At 59.6% G+C, this 18,821-nt stretch carries 8 protein-coding genes; 4 read left to right on the top strand and 4 right to left on the bottom strand.

Going from position 1 to position 18,821, the window contains the following annotated elements; genetic code table 11:
- The coding region (locus ABI582_RS28180; protein ID WP_442120922.1) for an amino acid adenylation domain-containing protein at positions 1 to 10,082 on the top strand (10,082 nt) is incomplete at its 5' end.
- A gap of 430 nt (positions 10,083 to 10,512) precedes the next feature.
- Here the strand turns inward: ABI582_RS28180 and ABI582_RS28185 are convergent.
- Together ABI582_RS28185 and pvdO are read right to left on the bottom strand one after the other, a co-directional pair.
- On the bottom strand, positions 10,513 to 12,972 hold the full coding sequence (locus ABI582_RS28185; RefSeq protein WP_442120923.1) for a TonB-dependent siderophore receptor: 2,460 nt from the start codon (positions 12,970 to 12,972) through the stop codon (positions 10,513 to 10,515).
- Positions 12,973 to 13,098: 126 nt separating this feature from the next.
- A complete protein-coding gene (pvdO, locus tag ABI582_RS28190; RefSeq protein ID WP_258911582.1) occupies positions 13,099 to 13,959 on the bottom strand; it encodes a dihydropyoverdine dehydrogenase in 861 nt (286 codons plus the stop codon).
- A 275-nt stretch (positions 13,960 to 14,234) separates the two neighbouring features.
- Here pvdO and ABI582_RS28195 point away from each other — a divergent pair, with 275 nt between their 5' ends.
- Both ABI582_RS28195 and ABI582_RS28200 read left to right on the top strand, forming a co-directional pair.
- Complete coding sequence (locus tag ABI582_RS28195) at positions 14,235 to 14,396, top strand: hypothetical protein (protein ID WP_442120924.1); 162 nt, start codon at positions 14,235 to 14,237, stop codon at positions 14,394 to 14,396.
- Between the two features lie 116 nt (positions 14,397 to 14,512).
- Positions 14,513 to 15,394: a DMT family transporter gene (locus tag ABI582_RS28200; RefSeq protein WP_258653662.1), complete on the top strand. Its 882-nt coding sequence runs from the start codon at positions 14,513 to 14,515 to the stop codon at positions 15,392 to 15,394.
- Positions 15,395 to 15,397: 3 nt separating this feature from the next.
- On the opposite strand, the gene ABI582_RS28205 is transcribed toward ABI582_RS28200, so the two are convergent.
- Both ABI582_RS28205 and ABI582_RS28210 read right to left on the bottom strand, forming a co-directional pair.
- A complete protein-coding gene (locus ABI582_RS28205; RefSeq protein ID WP_442120925.1) occupies positions 15,398 to 15,856 on the bottom strand; it encodes a DUF4265 domain-containing protein in 459 nt (152 codons plus the stop codon).
- Positions 15,857 to 15,869: 13 nt separating this feature from the next.
- On the bottom strand, positions 15,870 to 16,745 hold the full coding sequence (locus tag ABI582_RS28210; RefSeq protein ID WP_132846821.1) for a DMT family transporter: 876 nt from the start codon (positions 16,743 to 16,745) through the stop codon (positions 15,870 to 15,872).
- Between the two features lie 284 nt (positions 16,746 to 17,029).
- On the opposite strand from ABI582_RS28210, the gene aceK reads away from it, so the two are divergent.
- On the top strand, positions 17,030 to 18,739 hold the full coding sequence (aceK, locus tag ABI582_RS28215; protein ID WP_442120926.1) for a bifunctional isocitrate dehydrogenase kinase/phosphatase: 1,710 nt from the start codon (positions 17,030 to 17,032) through the stop codon (positions 18,737 to 18,739).
- Positions 18,740 to 18,821 lie beyond the last annotated feature (82 nt).

An 18,821-nucleotide genomic window follows, 5' to 3' on the forward strand; every position in this document is an offset into this window, starting at 1 on the left:
ATGCCAGCCTGTTGCAGGGCGAATACGTGGCGCCGCAGAGCACACTGGAGCAGCAGATCGCGGCGATCTGGGCCGATGTGCTGAAGCTGGAAAGGGTTGGCCTGAACGACAACTTCTTTGAGTTGGGCGGCGACTCTATTGTGTCGCTTCAGGTAGTCAGCCGTGCTCGTCAGCAGGATATTCAGTTCACACCGAAAGATCTGTTCCAGAACCAGACGGTGCAAGCACTGTCTGCTGTCGCCCAGCGTACGACTAGCAATTCGATTGATCAGGGGCCGGTAGTTGGCACCACAACATTGCTGCCGATTCAGCATTGGTTCTTCAATGCGGACATTCCTGAACGTCACCACTGGAACCAATCGGTAATGCTGTCGCCGACTCAACCCTTGGATCGAGATCGGTTGAGTGAGGCCCTGCAGGCTGTGGTCGCACACCACGACGCACTGCGCTTGCGCTTCGAACTGGGCAATGAGAGTTGGCAAGGCAAATTCGTCGATGTTGCCTACGATGTACTCTGGAACCGCGCGGTAGAGGATACCGGCGCGCTTGAGCAGCTAGCTGCGCAAGCCCAGTGTAGCCTTGACCTTCAAGATGGGCCTTTGCTGCGCGCTGTGCTGGCGGAGTTGGCCGACGGCACGCAACGCTTGTTGCTGATTGTTCACCATCTGGTGGTAGATGGTGTTTCCTGGCGTGTGCTGCTGGAAGACCTGCAACTGGCGTACAAGTTGCGGCAGAACGACCAGCCAGTGAAACTGCCTGCCAAGACCAGTTCATTCAAGACATGGACCGAGCATGTGCAAGGTTATGCCACGAGCGAGGGATTACAGGCAGAGTTGGCCTACTGGCAGGCGCAGCTGAATGGTATGAGCGATGAGTTGCCTTGTGACTATTCGCATGGCACTAACCTGGAATGTGATGCTGTATCGGTCACTACGCGCTTGGACAGCGAGCTAACCCGGCAGTTGCTACAGGAAGCCCCGGCAGCTTACCGCACACAGATCAACGATCTGCTGCTGACTGCTCTGGCGCGCGTGATCAGTCGCTGGACCGGGCGCAATGATGTACTGGTACGCCTGGAAGGGCATGGGCGTGAAGATCTCTTCGACAGTGTCGACCTGAGCCGCACCGTGGGCTGGTTTACCAGCGTTTATCCCGTCAGGCTCAGCCCGCAGGCCGGGCTGGCCGACTCGATCAAGACCATCAAGGAACAGCTACGAGCGGTGCCCAACAAAGGCATCGGGCACGGCGTATTGCAGCATTTGGGTAGCCCGCAGGCTCGGGCAAGCCTGGCGGGGTTGCCGCGTGGCGAAATCGTATTCAACTACCTGGGGCAGTTCGACGCCAGCTTCGATCAGGAGTCTGGGCTGCTCGTGCCTGCGAAAGAGTATGGCGGTGCTACACAGAGTAAGCATGCGCCGCTGGCCAGCCTGCTGGCATTGAACGGTCAGGTTTACGGTGGCGAGTTGAAGCTGGGCTGGAGCTTCAGCCGCGCATTGTTCGAGCCTGCGACCATCCAGCGCCTGGCAGATGAATATGAGCAAGAGCTGCGGGCCTTGATTGGCCACTGCAGCCTGCCTGAGCACCGTGGCGTTACGCCGTCGGACTTCCCGCTGGCCGACCTTTCGCAAACACAACTCGATAACCTGCCGATACCGGCTGGGCAGATCGGTGACATCTACCCGCTGTCGCCAATGCAGCAGGGCATGTTGTTCCATACCCTGTACGAGCAACAGTCTGGTGCCTACATCAACCAGATGCGTGTGGATGTCCAGGGCCTGGATTCACAGCGATTCAAGCAGGCTTGGCAAGCAGCGGTAGATGCTCACGCCATCCTGCGCACTGGCTTCGTCTGGCAAGGCGAGCTGGAGCAGGCCATCCAGGTTGTCTACAAGCACGTCGAGCAAAGGGTTGAGGAGCACGACTGGCGTGACCAGCCGGAACTGCGGTCGGCTTTGCAAACGTTGGCCGAGGCAGAGCGGGAGGCGGGTTTTGTGCTCGATCAGGCTCCCCTGCAGCGCCTTGTCGTGGTACGCACCGACGATGTTACACACCATCTGATCTATACCAACCATCACATCCTGATGGACGGGTGGAGCACCTCCCGGTTACTGGGTGAGGTCCTCCAGCGTTATGCCAGTCAGCAAATACCGGCGCTTTCGGGACACTATCGGGACTACATAGGCTGGTTGCAGCGCCAGGACTCAGCAGTTGCCGAAACCTTTTGGAGACGACAGTTGGCAGAGCTCAGCGAGCCAACTCGCCTAGCCACTGCTGTGCGCGCTGATAGCCTTGGCAGCAGTGGGCATGGAGACTTTTATCAGGAGTTTACCCGGGAGCAGCTACAGCGCATCGAGACGTTTGCGAAGGTCAACCGCGTTACGGTCAATACGTTGGTCCAGTCGGTATGGTTGCTGTTACTGCAACGTTATACCGGGCAATCGACCGTTTGTTTCGGTGCCACTGTGGCCGGCCGGCCAGCCGAACTGGTGGGTGTTGAGCAGCAGATCGGACTCTTCATCAATACGTTGCCGGTTATCGGTTCGCCACGCGCCGAGCAAACGGTTGCCGAGTGGATCGGCCAGGTGCAGATGAGCAACCTTGAATTGCGTGAGTTCGAGCACACGCCATTGTATGAAGTACAGCGATGGGCGGGGTTTGGCGGAGATGCACTATTCGATAGCCTGCTGGTGTTTGAAAACTACCCGGTTTCCGAGGCGCTGCAGCAGGGGGCGCCGGGGGGATTGCACTTTGGTGAGGTCGCCACCCGCGAGCAAACCAATTACCCATTGACACTGCTGGTAAGCCAAGGGGCAACTTTGTCTATCCAGTACAGCCATGACACCAGGTACTGGACTGAGGATGCCATCCGTGGCGTAGCCTTGCACCTCGGCAACTTGCTAGAAAGCCTGGTAGAAGGGGCTGAACAACGGATTTCTGAACTGACCCTGTTGGACGTAGACGAACAAGCCCAGATTGTTGAGGAGTGGAACCAGACTCTTGTTAGCTTCCCCGCGGACAGCGGCATCCACACGTTGATCGAGGCTCAGGTGTCTGCCACCCCGGACGCGCCGGCACTGGTGTTTGGCGAGCAGACCCTGAGCTATGTCGAGCTCAACCGCCGTGCCAACCAGCTGGCGCACAAGTTGCGCGAACTGGGCGTTGGCCCGGATGCGCTGGTGGGCATCGCCATGGAGCGCAGCCTGGAGATGGTCATCGGCCTGCTGGGCATTGTGAAGGCTGGCGGCGCCTACGTGCCGCTGGACCCGGAATACCCGCAGGACCGCCTGGCCTACATGTTTGAAGACAGCGGCATCGCCCTGCTGCTGACCCAGTCGCACCTGCGTGACAACCTGCCGATTCCGGCCGGCCTGCGCAGCCTGGACCTGGATATCGAAGACCTCAGCGGCTACAGCGATGCCAACCCGGCCGTCGATGTGGCGCCGCTGAACCTTGCCTACGTGATCTACACCTCCGGCTCCACCGGTCGCCCGAAAGGCGCCGGCAACAGCCACCAGGCGCTGGTCAACCGCCTGTGGTGGATGCAGAAGGCTTACGGCCTGGACGCCAGCGACAGCGTGTTGCAGAAAACCCCGTTCAGCTTCGACGTGTCGGTGTGGGAATTCTTCTGGCCGCTGATGACCGGCGCGCGTTTGGTCGTGGCTCAGCCAGGGGCGCACCGTGACCCGCAACTGCTGGTCGACACCATCAACCACTACGGCATCAGCACCCTGCACTTTGTGCCATCGATGTTGCAGGCGTTCATGACCCACGAAGCGGTCGAAAGCTGCACCAGCCTCAAGCGCGTGGTGTGCAGCGGTGAAGCACTGCCGGCCGAGCTGGCGCGTCAAACCCTGCAACGCCTGCCGGCAGCGGGCTTGTACAACCTGTACGGCCCGACCGAAGCGGCCATCGACGTCACCCACTGGACCTGCCAGCCGGACGAAAGCATCAGCGTGCCGATTGGCCAGCCAATCGATAACCTCAAGACCCACATCCTGGAAGGCAGCCTGCAGCCAGCCGTGCGCGGCAGTGCGGGCGAGCTGTACCTGGGCGGGGTCGGCCTGGCTCGCGGCTACCACCAGCGCCCATCGCTGACCGCCGAGCGCTTCGTGCCGGACCCGTTCAGCGACAACGGCGGGCGCCTGTACCGCACCGGCGACCTGGCGCGCTACCGTGCCGATGGCGTGATCGACTACGCCGGGCGTATCGACCATCAGGTGAAGATCCGCGGTTTGCGCATCGAGCTGGGCGAGATCGAAGCGCGCCTGCTGGAGCTGGCGAGCGTGCAGGAAGCGGTGGTGCTGGCGCAGGACGGGCCAAGCGGCAAGCAGCTGGTGGGCTATGTGGTGCCTGTCGACAATACGCAAGATGAAAGCGCACTGCGCGACAGCCTGCGCGAAGCCCTCAAGGCCGGTTTGCCGGACTACATGGTGCCGGCGCACTTGTTGCTGCTCGACAAGCTGCCAGTGACACCGAACGGCAAGCTCGACCGCAAGGCCCTGCCGCAGCCGGATGCCAGCCAGTTGCAGGGTGAATACGTTGCACCGCAAAGCGAGCTGGAGCAGCAGTTAGCGGCAATCTGGGCGGATGTGCTGAAACTCGAGAGGGTCGGGTTGACCGACAACTTCTTTGAGCTGGGCGGCGATTCGATTGTGTCGCTGCAGGTCGTCAGTCGTGCCCGAAAGGTTGATATCCAGTTCACTCCTAAGGAGCTTTTGAAGCATCAGACTGTGCAGGGACTTGCAAGTGTGGCCCGTCGCGCTGAAGTGATGATGCTCGACCAAGGGTCGGTAACTGGGGCACTGCCCTTGACGCCTGTCCAGCAGTGGTTCTTCGAGCAGCCGATCAGCACACGCGCACACTGGAACCAGGCGGTACTGCTGGTAACGAGCGAACAGTTGGACCCTGAACGCTTGAGTACCGCGCTTCATGCCCTGTACGCGCACCACGACCTGCTGCGTGCAACGTTCCAGCATGAGCATGAGCATGAGCATGAACAGGGGCAGTGGCGGGCCACGCTGCCTGCTGTCGAGCCGGTAGAGTCGCTGTGGGTACGCGACTGCGCCAGCGCCGAGGCGCTAGAGCAGGCGGTTGAGCAAGCACAGCGCAGCCTGGACCTGGCACAAGGCCCGCTGCTGCGGGCGGTGCTGGCCACATTGGAGGATGGCAGTCAACGACTGCTGTTGGTGATTCACCACTTGGTGGTTGATGGTGTCTCCTGGCGGGTGCTGCTGGAAGATCTGCAGCAGGCTTACCTGTCGCAGCCACTACCGGCTAAAACCAGTTCTTTCAAGGCATGGGCCAACCACTTGAAAGAGTATGCCAAGGGCGCCGAGTTGCAGCAGGAGCTGGGTTACTGGCAGGGCCAGTTGCAGGGCGCCACGGATCTGCTGCCCTGTGATCATGCGCAGGGTGAGAACCTGCAAAAGCATGCCACCATGGTCACTAGCCGGCTGGATACGGACTGGACGCGTAAGTTGCTGCAGGCAGCACCAGCAGCCTATCGAACCCAGATCAACGATCTGTTGCTTACTGCCCTGGCACGGGTGGTAGGGAGCTGGACGACACAGTCGGAGGTGTTGGTGTGTCTGGAAGGTCATGGACGTGAGGAGTTGTTCCCTGGTGTCGACCTTACCCGTACGGTGGGCTGGTTCACCAGCATGTACCCGATCAAGCTCAGTCCGCAGGCTGAACTTGGCGAGTCGGTGAAAATCATCAAAGAGCAGCTGCGTGCGGTTCCGAACAAGGGCTTGGGGTACGGTGTACTGCGCTATCTCGGGGAAGACCACGCCCGCAGCACGCTGGCGGCATTGCCGCAAGGCGAGATCGTATTCAACTACCTGGGGCAGTTCGACGCCAGCTTCGATGAAGCATCGGGCCTGTTCTTGCCAGCTAATGAAAGTGCCGGTGCAACGCTGGGTGCGGACACCCCGCTTAGCAGCCTATTGACCCTGAACGGCCAAGTGTATAACGGCGAGTTCAAGCTCGGCTGGAGCTTTAGTCGCGAAGTGTTTGAGGTTTCGACTATCCAGCGCTTGGCAGACGCATATACCGAAGAGCTGAAAGCGTTGATTGGATATTGCTGTGAAGAGCAGAACAGCGGCGTGACGCCCTCGGACTTTCCGCTGGCCGGCCTGAGCCAGTCCCAACTGGACAGCTTGCCAGTTCCGGCTGCCGAGATTGCCGATGTCTACCCACTGTCGCCGATGCAGCAAGGTATGCTGTTCTACACGCAGCAAGAGTCCGATGCCGCGCTTTACATAAACCAGACGTCGGTGGAGGTCCAAGGGCTTGAAGTTGATCGGTTTGTATCTGCCTGGAGTCAGGTGATTGCCAGTCATGACATCCTGCGCACCGGATTTGTCCTGTCTTCCAAGCTGGTGGAGCCACTGCAGGTTGTAAGGCGCCACGTCGAGCTGCCTGTACGCCTTCTCGATTGGCGCAACTGCGTGGTCGATGCCGCTATTCTTCAAGCTTTGGCGGCGGATGATGCAGCCGAAGGCTTCGATCTGGCCGCAGCGCCTTTGATGCGGTTGACACTGGTTCAGCTAGACGATGACCGTTTGCATCTGATCTGGACTCGGCACCATATCCTTATGGATGGCTGGAGCAATTCGCGATTGCTGGCCGAAGTGCTACAGACCTATCACGGGCATGCGGCCCGTAGCAAGGGCGTACGTTACGGAGAATACATTCGCTGGCTTAGCGATCAGTCGCAAGAATCCTTGGAGCAATTCTGGAGGAGCAAGCTGCGTGAGCTGGATGGACCTACGCATCTGACCGGTTGCGTATCACCGCAGCCTGAGGGGAGTATGGTTGGCCACCATGCGCTTTACCTGACTTGGGATGCCCAACGCACCCGGCAGCTGCGTGAGCAGGCCCAGCGCCTGCGGGTAACGCCAAACACGCTGATCCAGGCAGCTTGGTTGCTGGTGCTGCAGCGCTATACCGGTCAATCCACAGTATGCTTCGGCGCGACGGTAGCTGGGCGACCAGCGAGCCTGGCTGGCGCTGACGAGATGCTCGGCCTGTTCATCAACACGTTGCCGGTGGTGCAGTCGCCAGAGCCGCATTACGTTGTGGGTGAATGGCTGCAAGCCCTGCAGGACTTCAACCTGGAGCTACGTGACCATGAGCATGCGGCACTGTCCAACATCCAGCGCTGGGCAGGCCGTCCAGGGCAGTCGTTATTTGACAGCATCATTGTGTTCGAGAACTACCCGATTGATGAGCGGCTGCAAGAAGGCCACGGTGGTACGCTGCGATTTGGTGAAGTCAACAACCGCGACGTCACCAATTACGCGATGGACTTGGCGGTCCATATGGGTGAGACCTTCTCGGTGGAGTTCCTTTACCTGCGTGACCGCTTTACCGAAGCTGCCACCGATTTGCTGCGTGGAAGTTTTGAATGCCTTCTGACCGAGTTGTTGAACAAACCTGAGGCGACTATTGGCAGCCTGGAAATGCTTACACCAACCCAGTTGCAGGGGACCAGTGCGCGCAATCAGCTGAGCGGCTCTGCGTACTCCGCAGATCTGTTGGCTGACTGCATCGCTGAGCATGCGCGTAACCGACCAGACGCAGTGGCGGTAATCTGTGCATCGCGGCAAATGACTTATGGTGAACTGGAAGCACGAGCCAATCGACTGGCTCACCATCTGATTGCCCAAGGTGTAAGCCCTGAGATGTGCGTAGGTATAGCCCTTGAGCGCTCAGCTGACGTCATCGTGGCATTCCTCGCGGTGATGAAAACCGGCGCAGCGTATGTGCCGCTGGACATCGATTATCCGCAGGAACGCTTGCAGTGGATCGTCGAAGATTCGGCCATGCATGTGCTGATTACCTGCAGTAGTTTGCGCCAACGCTTTGCTCAGGTGCAGCGTTGTGTCGAAGTAGACAAGCAAGTGCTCGAACACTTGCCTGTGACTGCACCCAAGGTGTCGATTGAGCGAGACAACCTCGCCTATCTGATTTACACCTCAGGCTCGACAGGCAAGCCGAAAGGCGTGGCGGTAAGTCACGGGCAGATTCGCATGCATTGTCAGGCTATCGCTGGGTTGTATGACATGGACGCGTCCACCCGTGAACTGCTGTTCATGTCGTTTGCTTTCGATGGCGCTCAAGAGCGCTGGTTGTCGACATTGTCTACAGGCGGCAGCTTGGTTATCCGAGACAACACTTTGTGGACAGTCGAAGAAACGTTCAACGCCTTACACACGCATCACATCGATATTGCCTGCTTCCCGCCTGCATATTTGCAGCAGCTTGCCGAATATGTGGATGCCCAGAACCGGCCAGCGCCAGCGGTGCGGATATATTGCTTCGGTGGTGATGCGGTGCCTGACGCGCTTTTCGAGCAAGTCAAGCGGGTACTGCGCCCACAATGGCTGACGAATGGGTATGGGCCTACAGAAACAGTAGTAACACCTCTGCTGTGGAAAGTTTCGGCGCAGCAGTCGTGTAAGGCGGTTTATGCCCCAATCGGTGACCGTGTAGGCGACCGCACGCTTTATGTGCTTGATCAGAACCTGAACCTGTTGCCAGATGGCGTGATCGGTGAGTTATACATTGGTGGAGAAGGGGTGGCGCGTGGCTATCACCAGCGCCCAGGCCTTAGCGGCGAGCGCTTTGTAGCTGATCCGTTCGGGCTTGGCACACGCCTTTATCGGACCGGTGACCGTGTGCGCCGTCGCAAGGATGGTGTCATCGACTTCATTGGCCGCGCTGATAATCAGCTGAAAATACGAGGCTTCCGAATCGAACCGGGCGAAATTGAAGCACGCCTGCGTAATTTGCCGGATGTGCGTGATGCGGTGGTAGTCGCTCGCGACATCGCCACGGGCAAGCAGTTGATCGGATATGTGGTCACCTCCGTCCCAAACCTCTCGGCTGAGCAACTACGTGAGGCATTGCGCGCCGAATTACCCGACTACATGGTCCCGGCGAAGCTGGTGTTGTTACCGCAGTTGCCGCTCACGCCCAATGGCAAGATTGACCGCAACGCACTGCCTGCGCCCGAGTTTTCCGGTCACAGGGAGCGCATGGCGCCGCGTAACCAGGTGGAGCATGGATTGGTGCAGATCTGGCAGGAGGTGCTGGGGCTGGAGGAGGTTGGCATCGAGTGCAACTTCTTTGAACTTGGTGGTGATTCGCTGCGGGTGTTGAAGATGCTGTCGAAGGTTCGGGCTCACGGCGAATTGGCTATTGAGCTGAAATTACGGGATGTCATGGCGAAACCGACGATTGGCGAGCTATCCGGCTATTCTGATGCTAATCAAAGCCTCAATCCACTGCTGTTGCTCAATTCCCGGGTAGACGGTGCAACACCGTTGTTCTGTCTCCATGCGGGGTTTGGGACGGTATTCGACTATGAACCAATGGCCCGCCGTCTAGATGGCCAATGCAGTGTCTATGGCGTGCAGTGCCGTATGCTGCTGGATCGGACGTGGAAGGACGAGTCGCTGGAGTCTATGGCCATCGACTACGCCCAGTATATTCGTCAGAAACAGCCGGAAGGCCCATACCGCCTGGTTGGATGGTCTTTGGGCGGAACTCTGGCGGTCCTTGTGGCCCAAGAACTGGAAGGGCAAGGGCAGCAAGTTGCGTTGTTGGGGCTGGTAGATACTTTCCTGCCGAGTATGGACGCACGTGTGCAGGAACACGATTGGACAGATGACCTGAAAGGCTTCCTGACCGTACTTCTCGGCTTGCCCGGGGGGGATGTGAACGTGACACCTGTTTCAGCGGGTACTGAGAGCGCAACGCTGGAAGCAGTGATCGAAGAGGTACGAGTCGGTCAATCCTTGCCGTCTGCCTATGCTGACATCGATAGTAGCGAGTTGGCGCACACCTTTGTAGTTGCCATGCACTTGAAGACGTTGTCGCTTTTGCTCAAGGCGCTGCCGAACACCCAGGTATCGACTGTATGTTGGTGGGCCGGCGAAACCGTAAACCAGGCTTGGAGCGGTACCACCCTTTCGAACCGGACGGTTCACGCCGGTCACTACGATATCCTCAAGCATCCCGAGGTCATCGAAGGTGTTGCAAGCTATGTGCTGCTGGAGGACAGTGTGATGCCTTGACTCTGCCGCCCCGCCTCCTGTCGAGGCGGGGCTGGAATCAAGTAGGAGGCGGGTCTCACCCGCCATACTCTAGTACCACCGTAAGCACGGCTCTCATCAAGGCGTTGATGCCCACTTGCAAACCGCTTCAGTGAGTTAGCTTCCGCTGATTTTTTGCAGGGCTTTAATGTTCAAGACTTCAACTGTCAGAGCAGCACAAGCTGTTTGTGCTCACCCGCCGTGCGCGAGATCAACTATCAAAAAGAGGCGTAGGCCATCTATGGTCAACGCCTTTTTTGTGTGGTTATCGACTCAACGCCGTGTGCGAGTGTATGCCTCGCGTACACGTTGGCCTGTTGAGCCCAGACGGTCACCGAGGTACGAGAAGATGATAAGAGAGCTACCCTATGCAGGTCGTGCAAAGGGTAGCCAGGTCAGCGGGAAGGGGTGATCAAAAATCGTAGCGCAGGTTCAGCGTCGCATTACGTGGGGCGCCGTAGTGGCCGTAGCTGCCGGCCATACCTGCGTAATACTTCTTGTCGAAGACATTGTTGAAGTTTAGCGTGGCAGCTAAGCTGTCATTGAACTTGTAACGTGCCATCAGACTGGTTACTGCATAATCGTCCTGCTTGATCTTTGTGTTGTAGCGGGTATAGGTCAAGGAGGAACTGGAGTTCCAGTTGACGCCGCCGCCAATCGTCAGTTTGTCCCATTCGCCTGGCAGTCGGTAGGTATTCCACAGGCGGAATGTTTCTAATGGCAGTTGAGTATTCAAACGCTCGCCATCGGCGTTCTTGGATTTGGCATGGCTGAAGCCTGTGTGCAAGTTCCAGCCTTGCGCGATCTCTCCGGAAAGCTCAAGATCGAAACCTTTGGTTTCAGCGCCATCGATCGGCCGAGAAGCCGCGATAGTCGTATCCGGTACGTTTGTACCGAGGTCTTCGGCGAAGTTGTCGCGTTTCACCAGGAACGCGGCGATATTCGCATTCAGGCGGCCATTGTAAAACTCACCCTTCCAGCCCAGCTCGTAGTTTTTGCCGACTTCGGGGTCAAGCGGTTTGCCGGTGATATCAACGTTGCTCTGCGGCTTGAAGATATCGGTATAGCTTACATAGACCGACTGTTCTGGGGTCAAGTCGTAAATCAAGCCCGCATAGGGAGTTACAACTCCACGTTCAGTCATGCCATAGGTGGTAGGTTTTGCGTTTACGACAGCTAGGCTCTTCAGGTAGTAGTCATAGCTGTAGTTGGAGGCGCGCGCACCCAGGATCAGATGAAGGTCTTCGGTAAAGTTAAGCCGGGTTGCCAGATAATAACCGGACTGCCGTGAACTGATATCGAAATCCAGCGCGGGTACATAAGTGCCACGATCAACCTCATTTGCCCAGTTATTGAAGTCGACGCTGACTATGCCGCCCGAGGTCGAGTAGTGGTTATTTTCGTAGTCAGAGTAGTTGTAGCCGGCGATCAGTTCATGGGTTTGGCCAAACAACTCGAATGGCCCTTGGATCGAAAAATCTACGCCGCGCTGGGTTTGGTCGGCGGTGGTGGTCGAACGCTCCAGACTTGCTGCCCCGGTAACCGGGTCAAGGTAGGATAAGCCGCTAGTACTTCGATAGCGAGCCGACGGAGAGTCGCGGTTGATGTCCATGTAGTTGGTGACCAGCCTTGCTTTCCAGTCATTGGCCAGCGCCTGCTCGATTGTCAGGGTGTAGTTGGTTGTTTCGAATTCGTCATACGACCAACGAGATCCTGAACTGGTCGAGCGCGAGAAGTTGGTGGCCGCTCCATTGTTATACAGCAATGGAACACCAGGCGAGCCTATTGCTTTGTATTTCTGATAATCGACGCCGAAACGAACCAAGGTAGAGTCCGTCACGTCAGCTTCTACGACGCCATATAAAATGTCCCGTTTCTGGCTATACCAGTCCATGAAGCTCTTGTTATCTTGCTTGGCTGCCACAAAGCGTCCGCGTACGTTACCTTGCTCGTTCAGCGGGCCAGCTACATCGGCCTCTGCGCGATAGTAATCCCAAGAGCCAACTGTGCTCTGGAAAGAAGCCTGGAACTCACGCGTGGGTTTTTTGCGGATCAAGTTAACCACGGCGCTTGGATCGCCCGCACCGGTCATCAACCCTGTTGCGCCGCGAACGATCTCCACGCGGTCATACAGTGCCATGTCGAGTAAGGTGCTGGGCATGTTGCGGGTCTGGTTCTCCTGGGTAGTGTTCACCCCGTCGAACTGATAAGTGTTGATGGCACTGCCGCGGGCATAAATGTTGTACCGTTCGCCACCATCTTGGGACATGGTGATGCCAGGCGTCTGGTTAAGCACGTCGGTCATACTGGCCAGGTGCTGATCATCCATCTGTTGACGAGTGATAACGCTGATGCTCTGCGGCGTCTCACGAATCGACAGATTCATCTTAGTGGCGGTGCTGGTGATTCCCGTAGTGTAGGAACCGGTGCCTTCGGTAGTGGCCCCCAGGCCTGTGCTATTGACGTTAGTCGCCGAAAGCTCGACCTGGCCGTCCTTTGCGGCTGAGCCCGCCGTTACGGTCACCGTGTTGCCGTCGATCTGATAACGCAGCCCACTGCCGCCCAGCAGGATGCGCAGCGACGTCGCCAAGTCGTGGCGGCCCTTAAGGGCCGAGGACCGCAAGCCACCGATGTCTTCCGGGCTATACAGCAACTGCGTATCAGTCTGCTTGGCCAGCGCCTGCAGTGCCGAGTTCATCGACTGCGCTGGAATATCCAACGCCCATTCCTGCGCCTGCACCTGGGCAACCATCGCAGTGGACAACGCCAGCCCCAGGCCTACGCGCGACAACACGTGCCGGGGCCGAAGGGAATGACGGATCAGTAACGCTTTGGCAAGCGGGTTGAGCGGGCCGGGCAAGGACTTGGACATCTATTGCGGTCTCGTTGGCAGAAGGGTTTTTTTAATGTCAGCTATGTGACGCAGCACCTGTGAAAAACCGGAACGATTCTTATTGGCCTTTTTTTTCACCAGGGCTGCGTTAACCGCGTCACAACTTCACAGTTCACGTGCTACGCGAAAACCGAGGAAGTCGCCGCGGGTGGTCTTGAGGCGATCGTTGCGGTTGGCCGAGCGGGAGAAAATTGGCGGCTCGCCCCAGTCGTTGCCACGCATGTGCGCGCGGATACATTTCGGGTCCTGAATCCAGGCGCTGCCGTCGGCGGGGGCGCCTTCGTAGCTTTCGTGGTAGCAGTCGGCAACCCATTCGTAAACGTTGCCGTGCATGTCGTACATGCCAAAGGCGTTGGCCGGGTAGCTGCCCACTGGGGCTGTGTAGGTGTAGCCGTCGCGAGGGCCGTAGGTGTTGGCGTGCTTGCTGATTTCGTATTTGTCCGGCTCGTCGAAGGGGAAGGGGAACGGACCGGTTGAGCCGCCGCGGGCGGCGTATTCGCGCTCGGCCTCGCTGACCATGCGGTAGGGCTTGCCGGTGGTCTTGGCCAGCCACTGGGTGTAGGCCTGTACTTCGTCGTAGTCCACGCACACCGCCGGCTGGCGGGGCCCTTGCTTATAGGTCGGCTTGCTGGCCTCGCACCAGCGGCCGGGGCGGTCGTCGCCGCTCTTGATGACGGTGCCGGTGGCTTTGATGTAGGCGTCCAGCTCGGCGGCGGTAACCTGGTAGCGGCTCATGGCGAAGGGCTTGGCGAAGGTCACGGTGTGCAGCGGACCTTCGTCGGGCTGGCGGCCGACTTCGTCGTCGGGGGCGCCCATCACGTAGCTGCCGGCGGGCAGCACGACCATTTCCGGGCAGTCCTTGCAGTCCTTGAATACATCGCCGGGCTTGGCGGCGTGGGCGTAGGCGCTGACCAGCAGCAGACAAGTGATCTGGGCTGGCCGGTAGAGCCAGGCTTTTGCGTTCATGGGTGATCCTCGGAACGGGTGAATGCGTGCTGCGTTTCGCATTCAGACGAGCCGGAGCGGTGGAAAATTAACCAGTGGCCAATCCGATGCGGCCTGTGTAGGAGCAGCCTTGTGCTGCGAAAGGGCCAGTGCTGCCCCCTGCATCTCTGCAGAGAGTGATGGCCTCTTCGCAGCACAAGGCTGCTCCTGCACAGGAGTGTGTCAGCCGGGTAGTTGCCAGCCATGTGGCACCGGGCTATAGTCCAACCCACTGTTCTCTTCCCGAAGACCTGTTCATGCCAGCCAGCCCTTCCACCACATGCTTTGCCCTCGCGCCAGTCGCGGGCATGGTCGTGCGTGGCAGCCAGCAGCCGGTCATGATCAGTCACTACCCACCACCTGTCAGTGGCGTTGTAGGCGGCGTAGCTCCGCCTCCTTGCGTGGTCGTGCTGGGCTGATCGGCCTCTTGCCGAACCCTTTCGCACACGCAACCTACTGAACACGGTCGGCTACTTCCCTCGCTGAAGCGCACGCCGTCCGTTTGGCTTTCCTGCCTACTATCAGGTGGCAATACATGTCTGTCTTTACCAAAGCATCCGTGGCCTCGGCGGCCACTACCAGCCTGTTCGTCCTGCTGTGGAGCAGCGGGGCGATCGTCTCCAAGCTGGGCCTGGCGCATGCCAGCCCGTTCGCCTTCCTGCTGTTGCGCTCAGCATTGGCCCTCGCGGGCCTGCTGCTGATCGGCCCGCTGTTGGGGCTGCGCTGGCCGCGTAGCCGTGGGGCCATCCTGCGCGCGCTGGGTACCGGGTGTGTGCTGCTCGGCGCCTATCAGATCTTTTACTTGCTGGCGCTCAACACCCATGTCACCCCTGGCGTCATGGCCACGGTCATGGGGGTACAACCGATCCTTACCGTGGTGCTGATGGAGCGTCAGCGCTCGTGGAGCCGTCTGTTCGGCCTTGGACTGGGGTTGGCTGGCTTGATCATGGTGGTCTACCAGGGCATCAACCTGGGCGGGGTCTCGCTGGCGGGAATGCTGTTTGCCCTGTTGGCGCTGGCCAGCATGACCTTGGGCTCGATCCTGCAGAAGCGCATCACCGATAACCCTATGGGCACGCTGCCGTTGCAGTACCTGGCCGGCTTTGCCATGTGCGCGCTGTTCGCACCGTTGCAACCGCTGCATGTCGAGTGGACCGGCGGCTTTGTCGGCGCGCTGCTGTGGATGGGCCTGGTGGTTTCGTTGCTGGCGACCTTGCTGCTGTACCGGCTGATCGCCAAGGGCAACCTGGTCAATGTCACCAGCCTGTTCTACCTGGTGCCGGCGGTGACCGCAGTGATGGACTTCCTGATCTTCGGCAACCGACTGGCACCGCTCAGCCTGCTGGGCATGGGGTTGATCGTGGTGGGCCTGCTGTTCGTGTTTCGCAAGCCCGCCGCGCGCCTGGCCGAGGCGTAAGTCCTAGCGGAATTCTTCGGGGATGGTGTGGCGTAATACGCCTTCCTCGAAGTCCAGCAGGCCGGCTTCGCGCTGGGTGAGCAGGTAGTAGAGCAGGGTGTCGAGCGAACGCGCTGGCGGGACTTCGACAGCCAGCATCTTCACGGCCTGCTCGGTTTCGCAGTTGCAGCCGAAGTCCTGCAAGGCCGCGCGTACCTGGTCCAGGGTTTCCGGGGGCTTTACCAGCACCCGGAACACCGAGCTGCCGCTGCTGCTGCGCAGTGCATCGAACCAGGTTTCGCCGTTTTCTTCACGGGTGGCAATCACATCACCCGGGGCAATGCCGTAGACATGGAAGGGGATGTTGTCGACCGTATAGCCGCCTTCCACAGCCCTGGCCCACAGGCCCTCGACCGAGGCCGGCGGGTAGCCGTTCTCGTCCTGTTCCAGGCGGAACAGGACCTTTTTGTACATGCTGTTCATCGTGGGCCCCGCTTCAGCTGCGCGTCGGGCGCAGCACCAGCCACAGTGCCGCGGCAATCAGCAAGCCGCCGTACAGGTGCCCCATTGAAAGCGACTCGTCCAGCAGCCATGCCCCCCACAATACGCCGAATACCGGAATGAGGAAGGTCACGGTGCTGGCCTTGACCGGGCCAATTTCTTCCAGCAGGCGGAAGTACAGGATGTAGGCGAACGCCGTGCACAGCAGGCCCAGGCCCAGCAGCGACAGCCATACCTGCCAGCCGCCCCAGCTGGCGGGTGGCTGGCTCAGCGCGCTCCAGGCGAACAGTGGGCTTAGCAGCAAGGTGGCGCCGAGCATGCTGCCCAGCGCTGACAGGCGGCTGTCCAGGCCGCTGACCCAGCGGCGGGCAAGGAAGCCGGCAAAGCCGTAGCAGGTGGTGGCCGCCAGGCAGGCGAGGGCGCCTTGCAGCAGGGCCAGATCCAGCGCGACCGGGCCGGCGCCGCTGAGGATGCCGACGCCAAACAGGCCAAGGAAGATGCCGCACAACTTGGCCAGGGTCATGGGCTCGCGGAAGAACAGCATGCCGATAAGCACGCCCATCAGTGGCGTGGTGGCGTTGAAGATCGCCGAGTAGCCGGCCGGCAATACCTGAGCGGCAACGGAATAGAAGGTGGCCGGGATACCGGAGTTGATCATGCCCAGCACCAGGCAGGCACCCAGCTTGCCCTGGAAGTCCCACCGCACGCGGGCGACCGCGACGATGCCGATCAACCCCAGGCAGGCAATGGATACACGGAAGAACGCGGTCGGCACCGTGCCCAGCTCGGGGGCGATGATGCGCATGAACAAAAAGCTCGCCCCCCAGACGGCAGCAAGTGTCAGCAGGCGGGCTAGGGCGATGGGGCTCACGGCGGTCTCCGGGTACTGGGCAGGGCGCGAGTGTACGCCAGGGGGCGGGGGGATTCTTGTGCTTTCTTGCGGTGCAATCCATTGCGGTCTGCATGGCCCTTGTAGGAGCAGCCTTGTGCTGCGAAGAGGCCGGTACAAGCACAGGTATTTTTTGCCTGTACCGGCCTCTTCGCAGCACAAGGCTGCTCCTACAAAGGCCATGCAGGGCTTTGAGGTGTGGCATTAACCCATGACCACAAGGGCGGCTAAGCTCAGTACTCAATCTTTGCACCGAGGCCCACCGCATGACCCAGCACTGGCCTGCCGGCGAGATCGCCCGGATGATCCTCGATGGCTTCGACGACTATCGCGAGCATTTCCGCCGCATCACCCTCGGCGCCCGCGAGCGCTTCGAGCAGGCGCGTTGGCAAGATAGCCAGCGGGCAGCCGCCGCTCGGATCAACCTTTACGAACAGAAGGTCGGCGAGGTCAACGGCTGGTTGCGTGATGCGTTCGATGACGAGGTATTGCTGGAGGTCGAGCAGTGGCCGCTGGTGAAAAGTGCCTACATACGCCTGATCGACCCGCGCCTGGACGATGAACTGTCCGAGACCTGGTACAACTCGTTGTTCTGCAGCCTGTTCAGCCATGATCAGATCAGCGACGGCTGCATGTTCATCCACACCACCCGGCCGTCGATCCGCAGCCACCAGCGTGCCACACAAACCTGTACCTATCGCCCCGATGGCAATCTGCAGGGCCTGCTGCGGGCGATTCTTTCCGACTACGCATTCGCCTATGGCGACCTTGACAGCGACGTGTCGCGCCTTGAGGAGCAACTGCGCGAGTGCCTGCCCGACTGGGTTTGCAAGGACCCGACGCTGGCGGTGGAGCTGTTTTCGCCGGTGCTGTACCGCAACAAGGGTGCCTACCTGGTCGGCCGGCTGTACAACAACGATGAGCAGTGGCCGCTGGTAATCCCGCTGCTGCACCGCGAGGGGCATGGTATCGAGGCCGATGGGCTGATCACCGACGAGGCCGAGGTGTCGATCATCTTTTCCTTCACCCGCTCCTATTTCATGGTCGATGTGCCGGTGCCGGCAGAGTTCGTCAACTTCCTCAAGCGCATCTTGCCGGGCAAGCACATTGCCGAGCTGTACACCTCCATCGGTTTCTACAAACACGGCAAGTCGGAGTTCTACCGGGCGCTGATCAACCACCTGGCCGGCAGCGAAGACCGCTTCGTCATGGCGCCTGGGGTGCGCGGCATGGTCATGAGCGTGTTCACCCTGCCGGGCTTCAACACCGTGTTCAAGATCATCAAGGACCGCTTCTCGCCATCGAAAACAGTCGACCGCGCCACGGTCATCGACAAGTACCGGCTGGTGAAAAGCGTCGACCGCGTTGGGCGCCTGGCCGATACCCAGGAGTTTGCCGATTTTCGCTTCCCACAGGGCAAGTTCGCGCCGGAGTGCCTGGCCGAACTGCTGGAGGTGGCGCCGTCGACGGTAATACTGGAGGGTGACACGGTATTGATCCGCCACTGCTGGACAGAGCGGCGCATGACGCCATTGAACCTGTACCTGGAGCATGCCAGCGAAGGCCAGGTGCTGGAGGCGCTGGAGGATTATGGCTTGGCCATCAAGCAGCTGGCGGCGGCAAACATTTTCCCCGGCGATATGTTACTGAAGAACTTTGGTGTTACCCGCCATGGCCGGGTGGTGTTTTACGACTATGACGAGATCAGCTTCCTGACCGAAGTGAACTTCCGCCACATCCCGCCACCGCGTTACCCGGAGGACGAAATGTCGGGCGAGCCGTGGTATTCGATCGGGCCGCACGACGTGTTCCCTGAAGAGTTTCCGCCGTTCCTGTTTGCCGATATGGGCCAGCGGCGCTTGTTCAGCCGCTTGCATGGGGAGTTGTATGACGCGGATTACTGGAAGGGACTGCAAGCGGCGATTCGCGAGGGGAAGGTGATTGATGTGTTTCCGTACCGGCGCAAGGCCCGGTAATCGTGCTTTACCAGGCCCGGCCTCTTCGCGGGTGAACCCGCTCCCACAGGAACAGCACAGGATTCGAAACCAGCGGGGTCAT

Source organism: Pseudomonas sp. SAS7, from assembly GCF_052112345.1.
GTDB lineage: Bacteria > Pseudomonadota > Gammaproteobacteria > Pseudomonadales > Pseudomonadaceae > Aquipseudomonas > Aquipseudomonas putida_Q.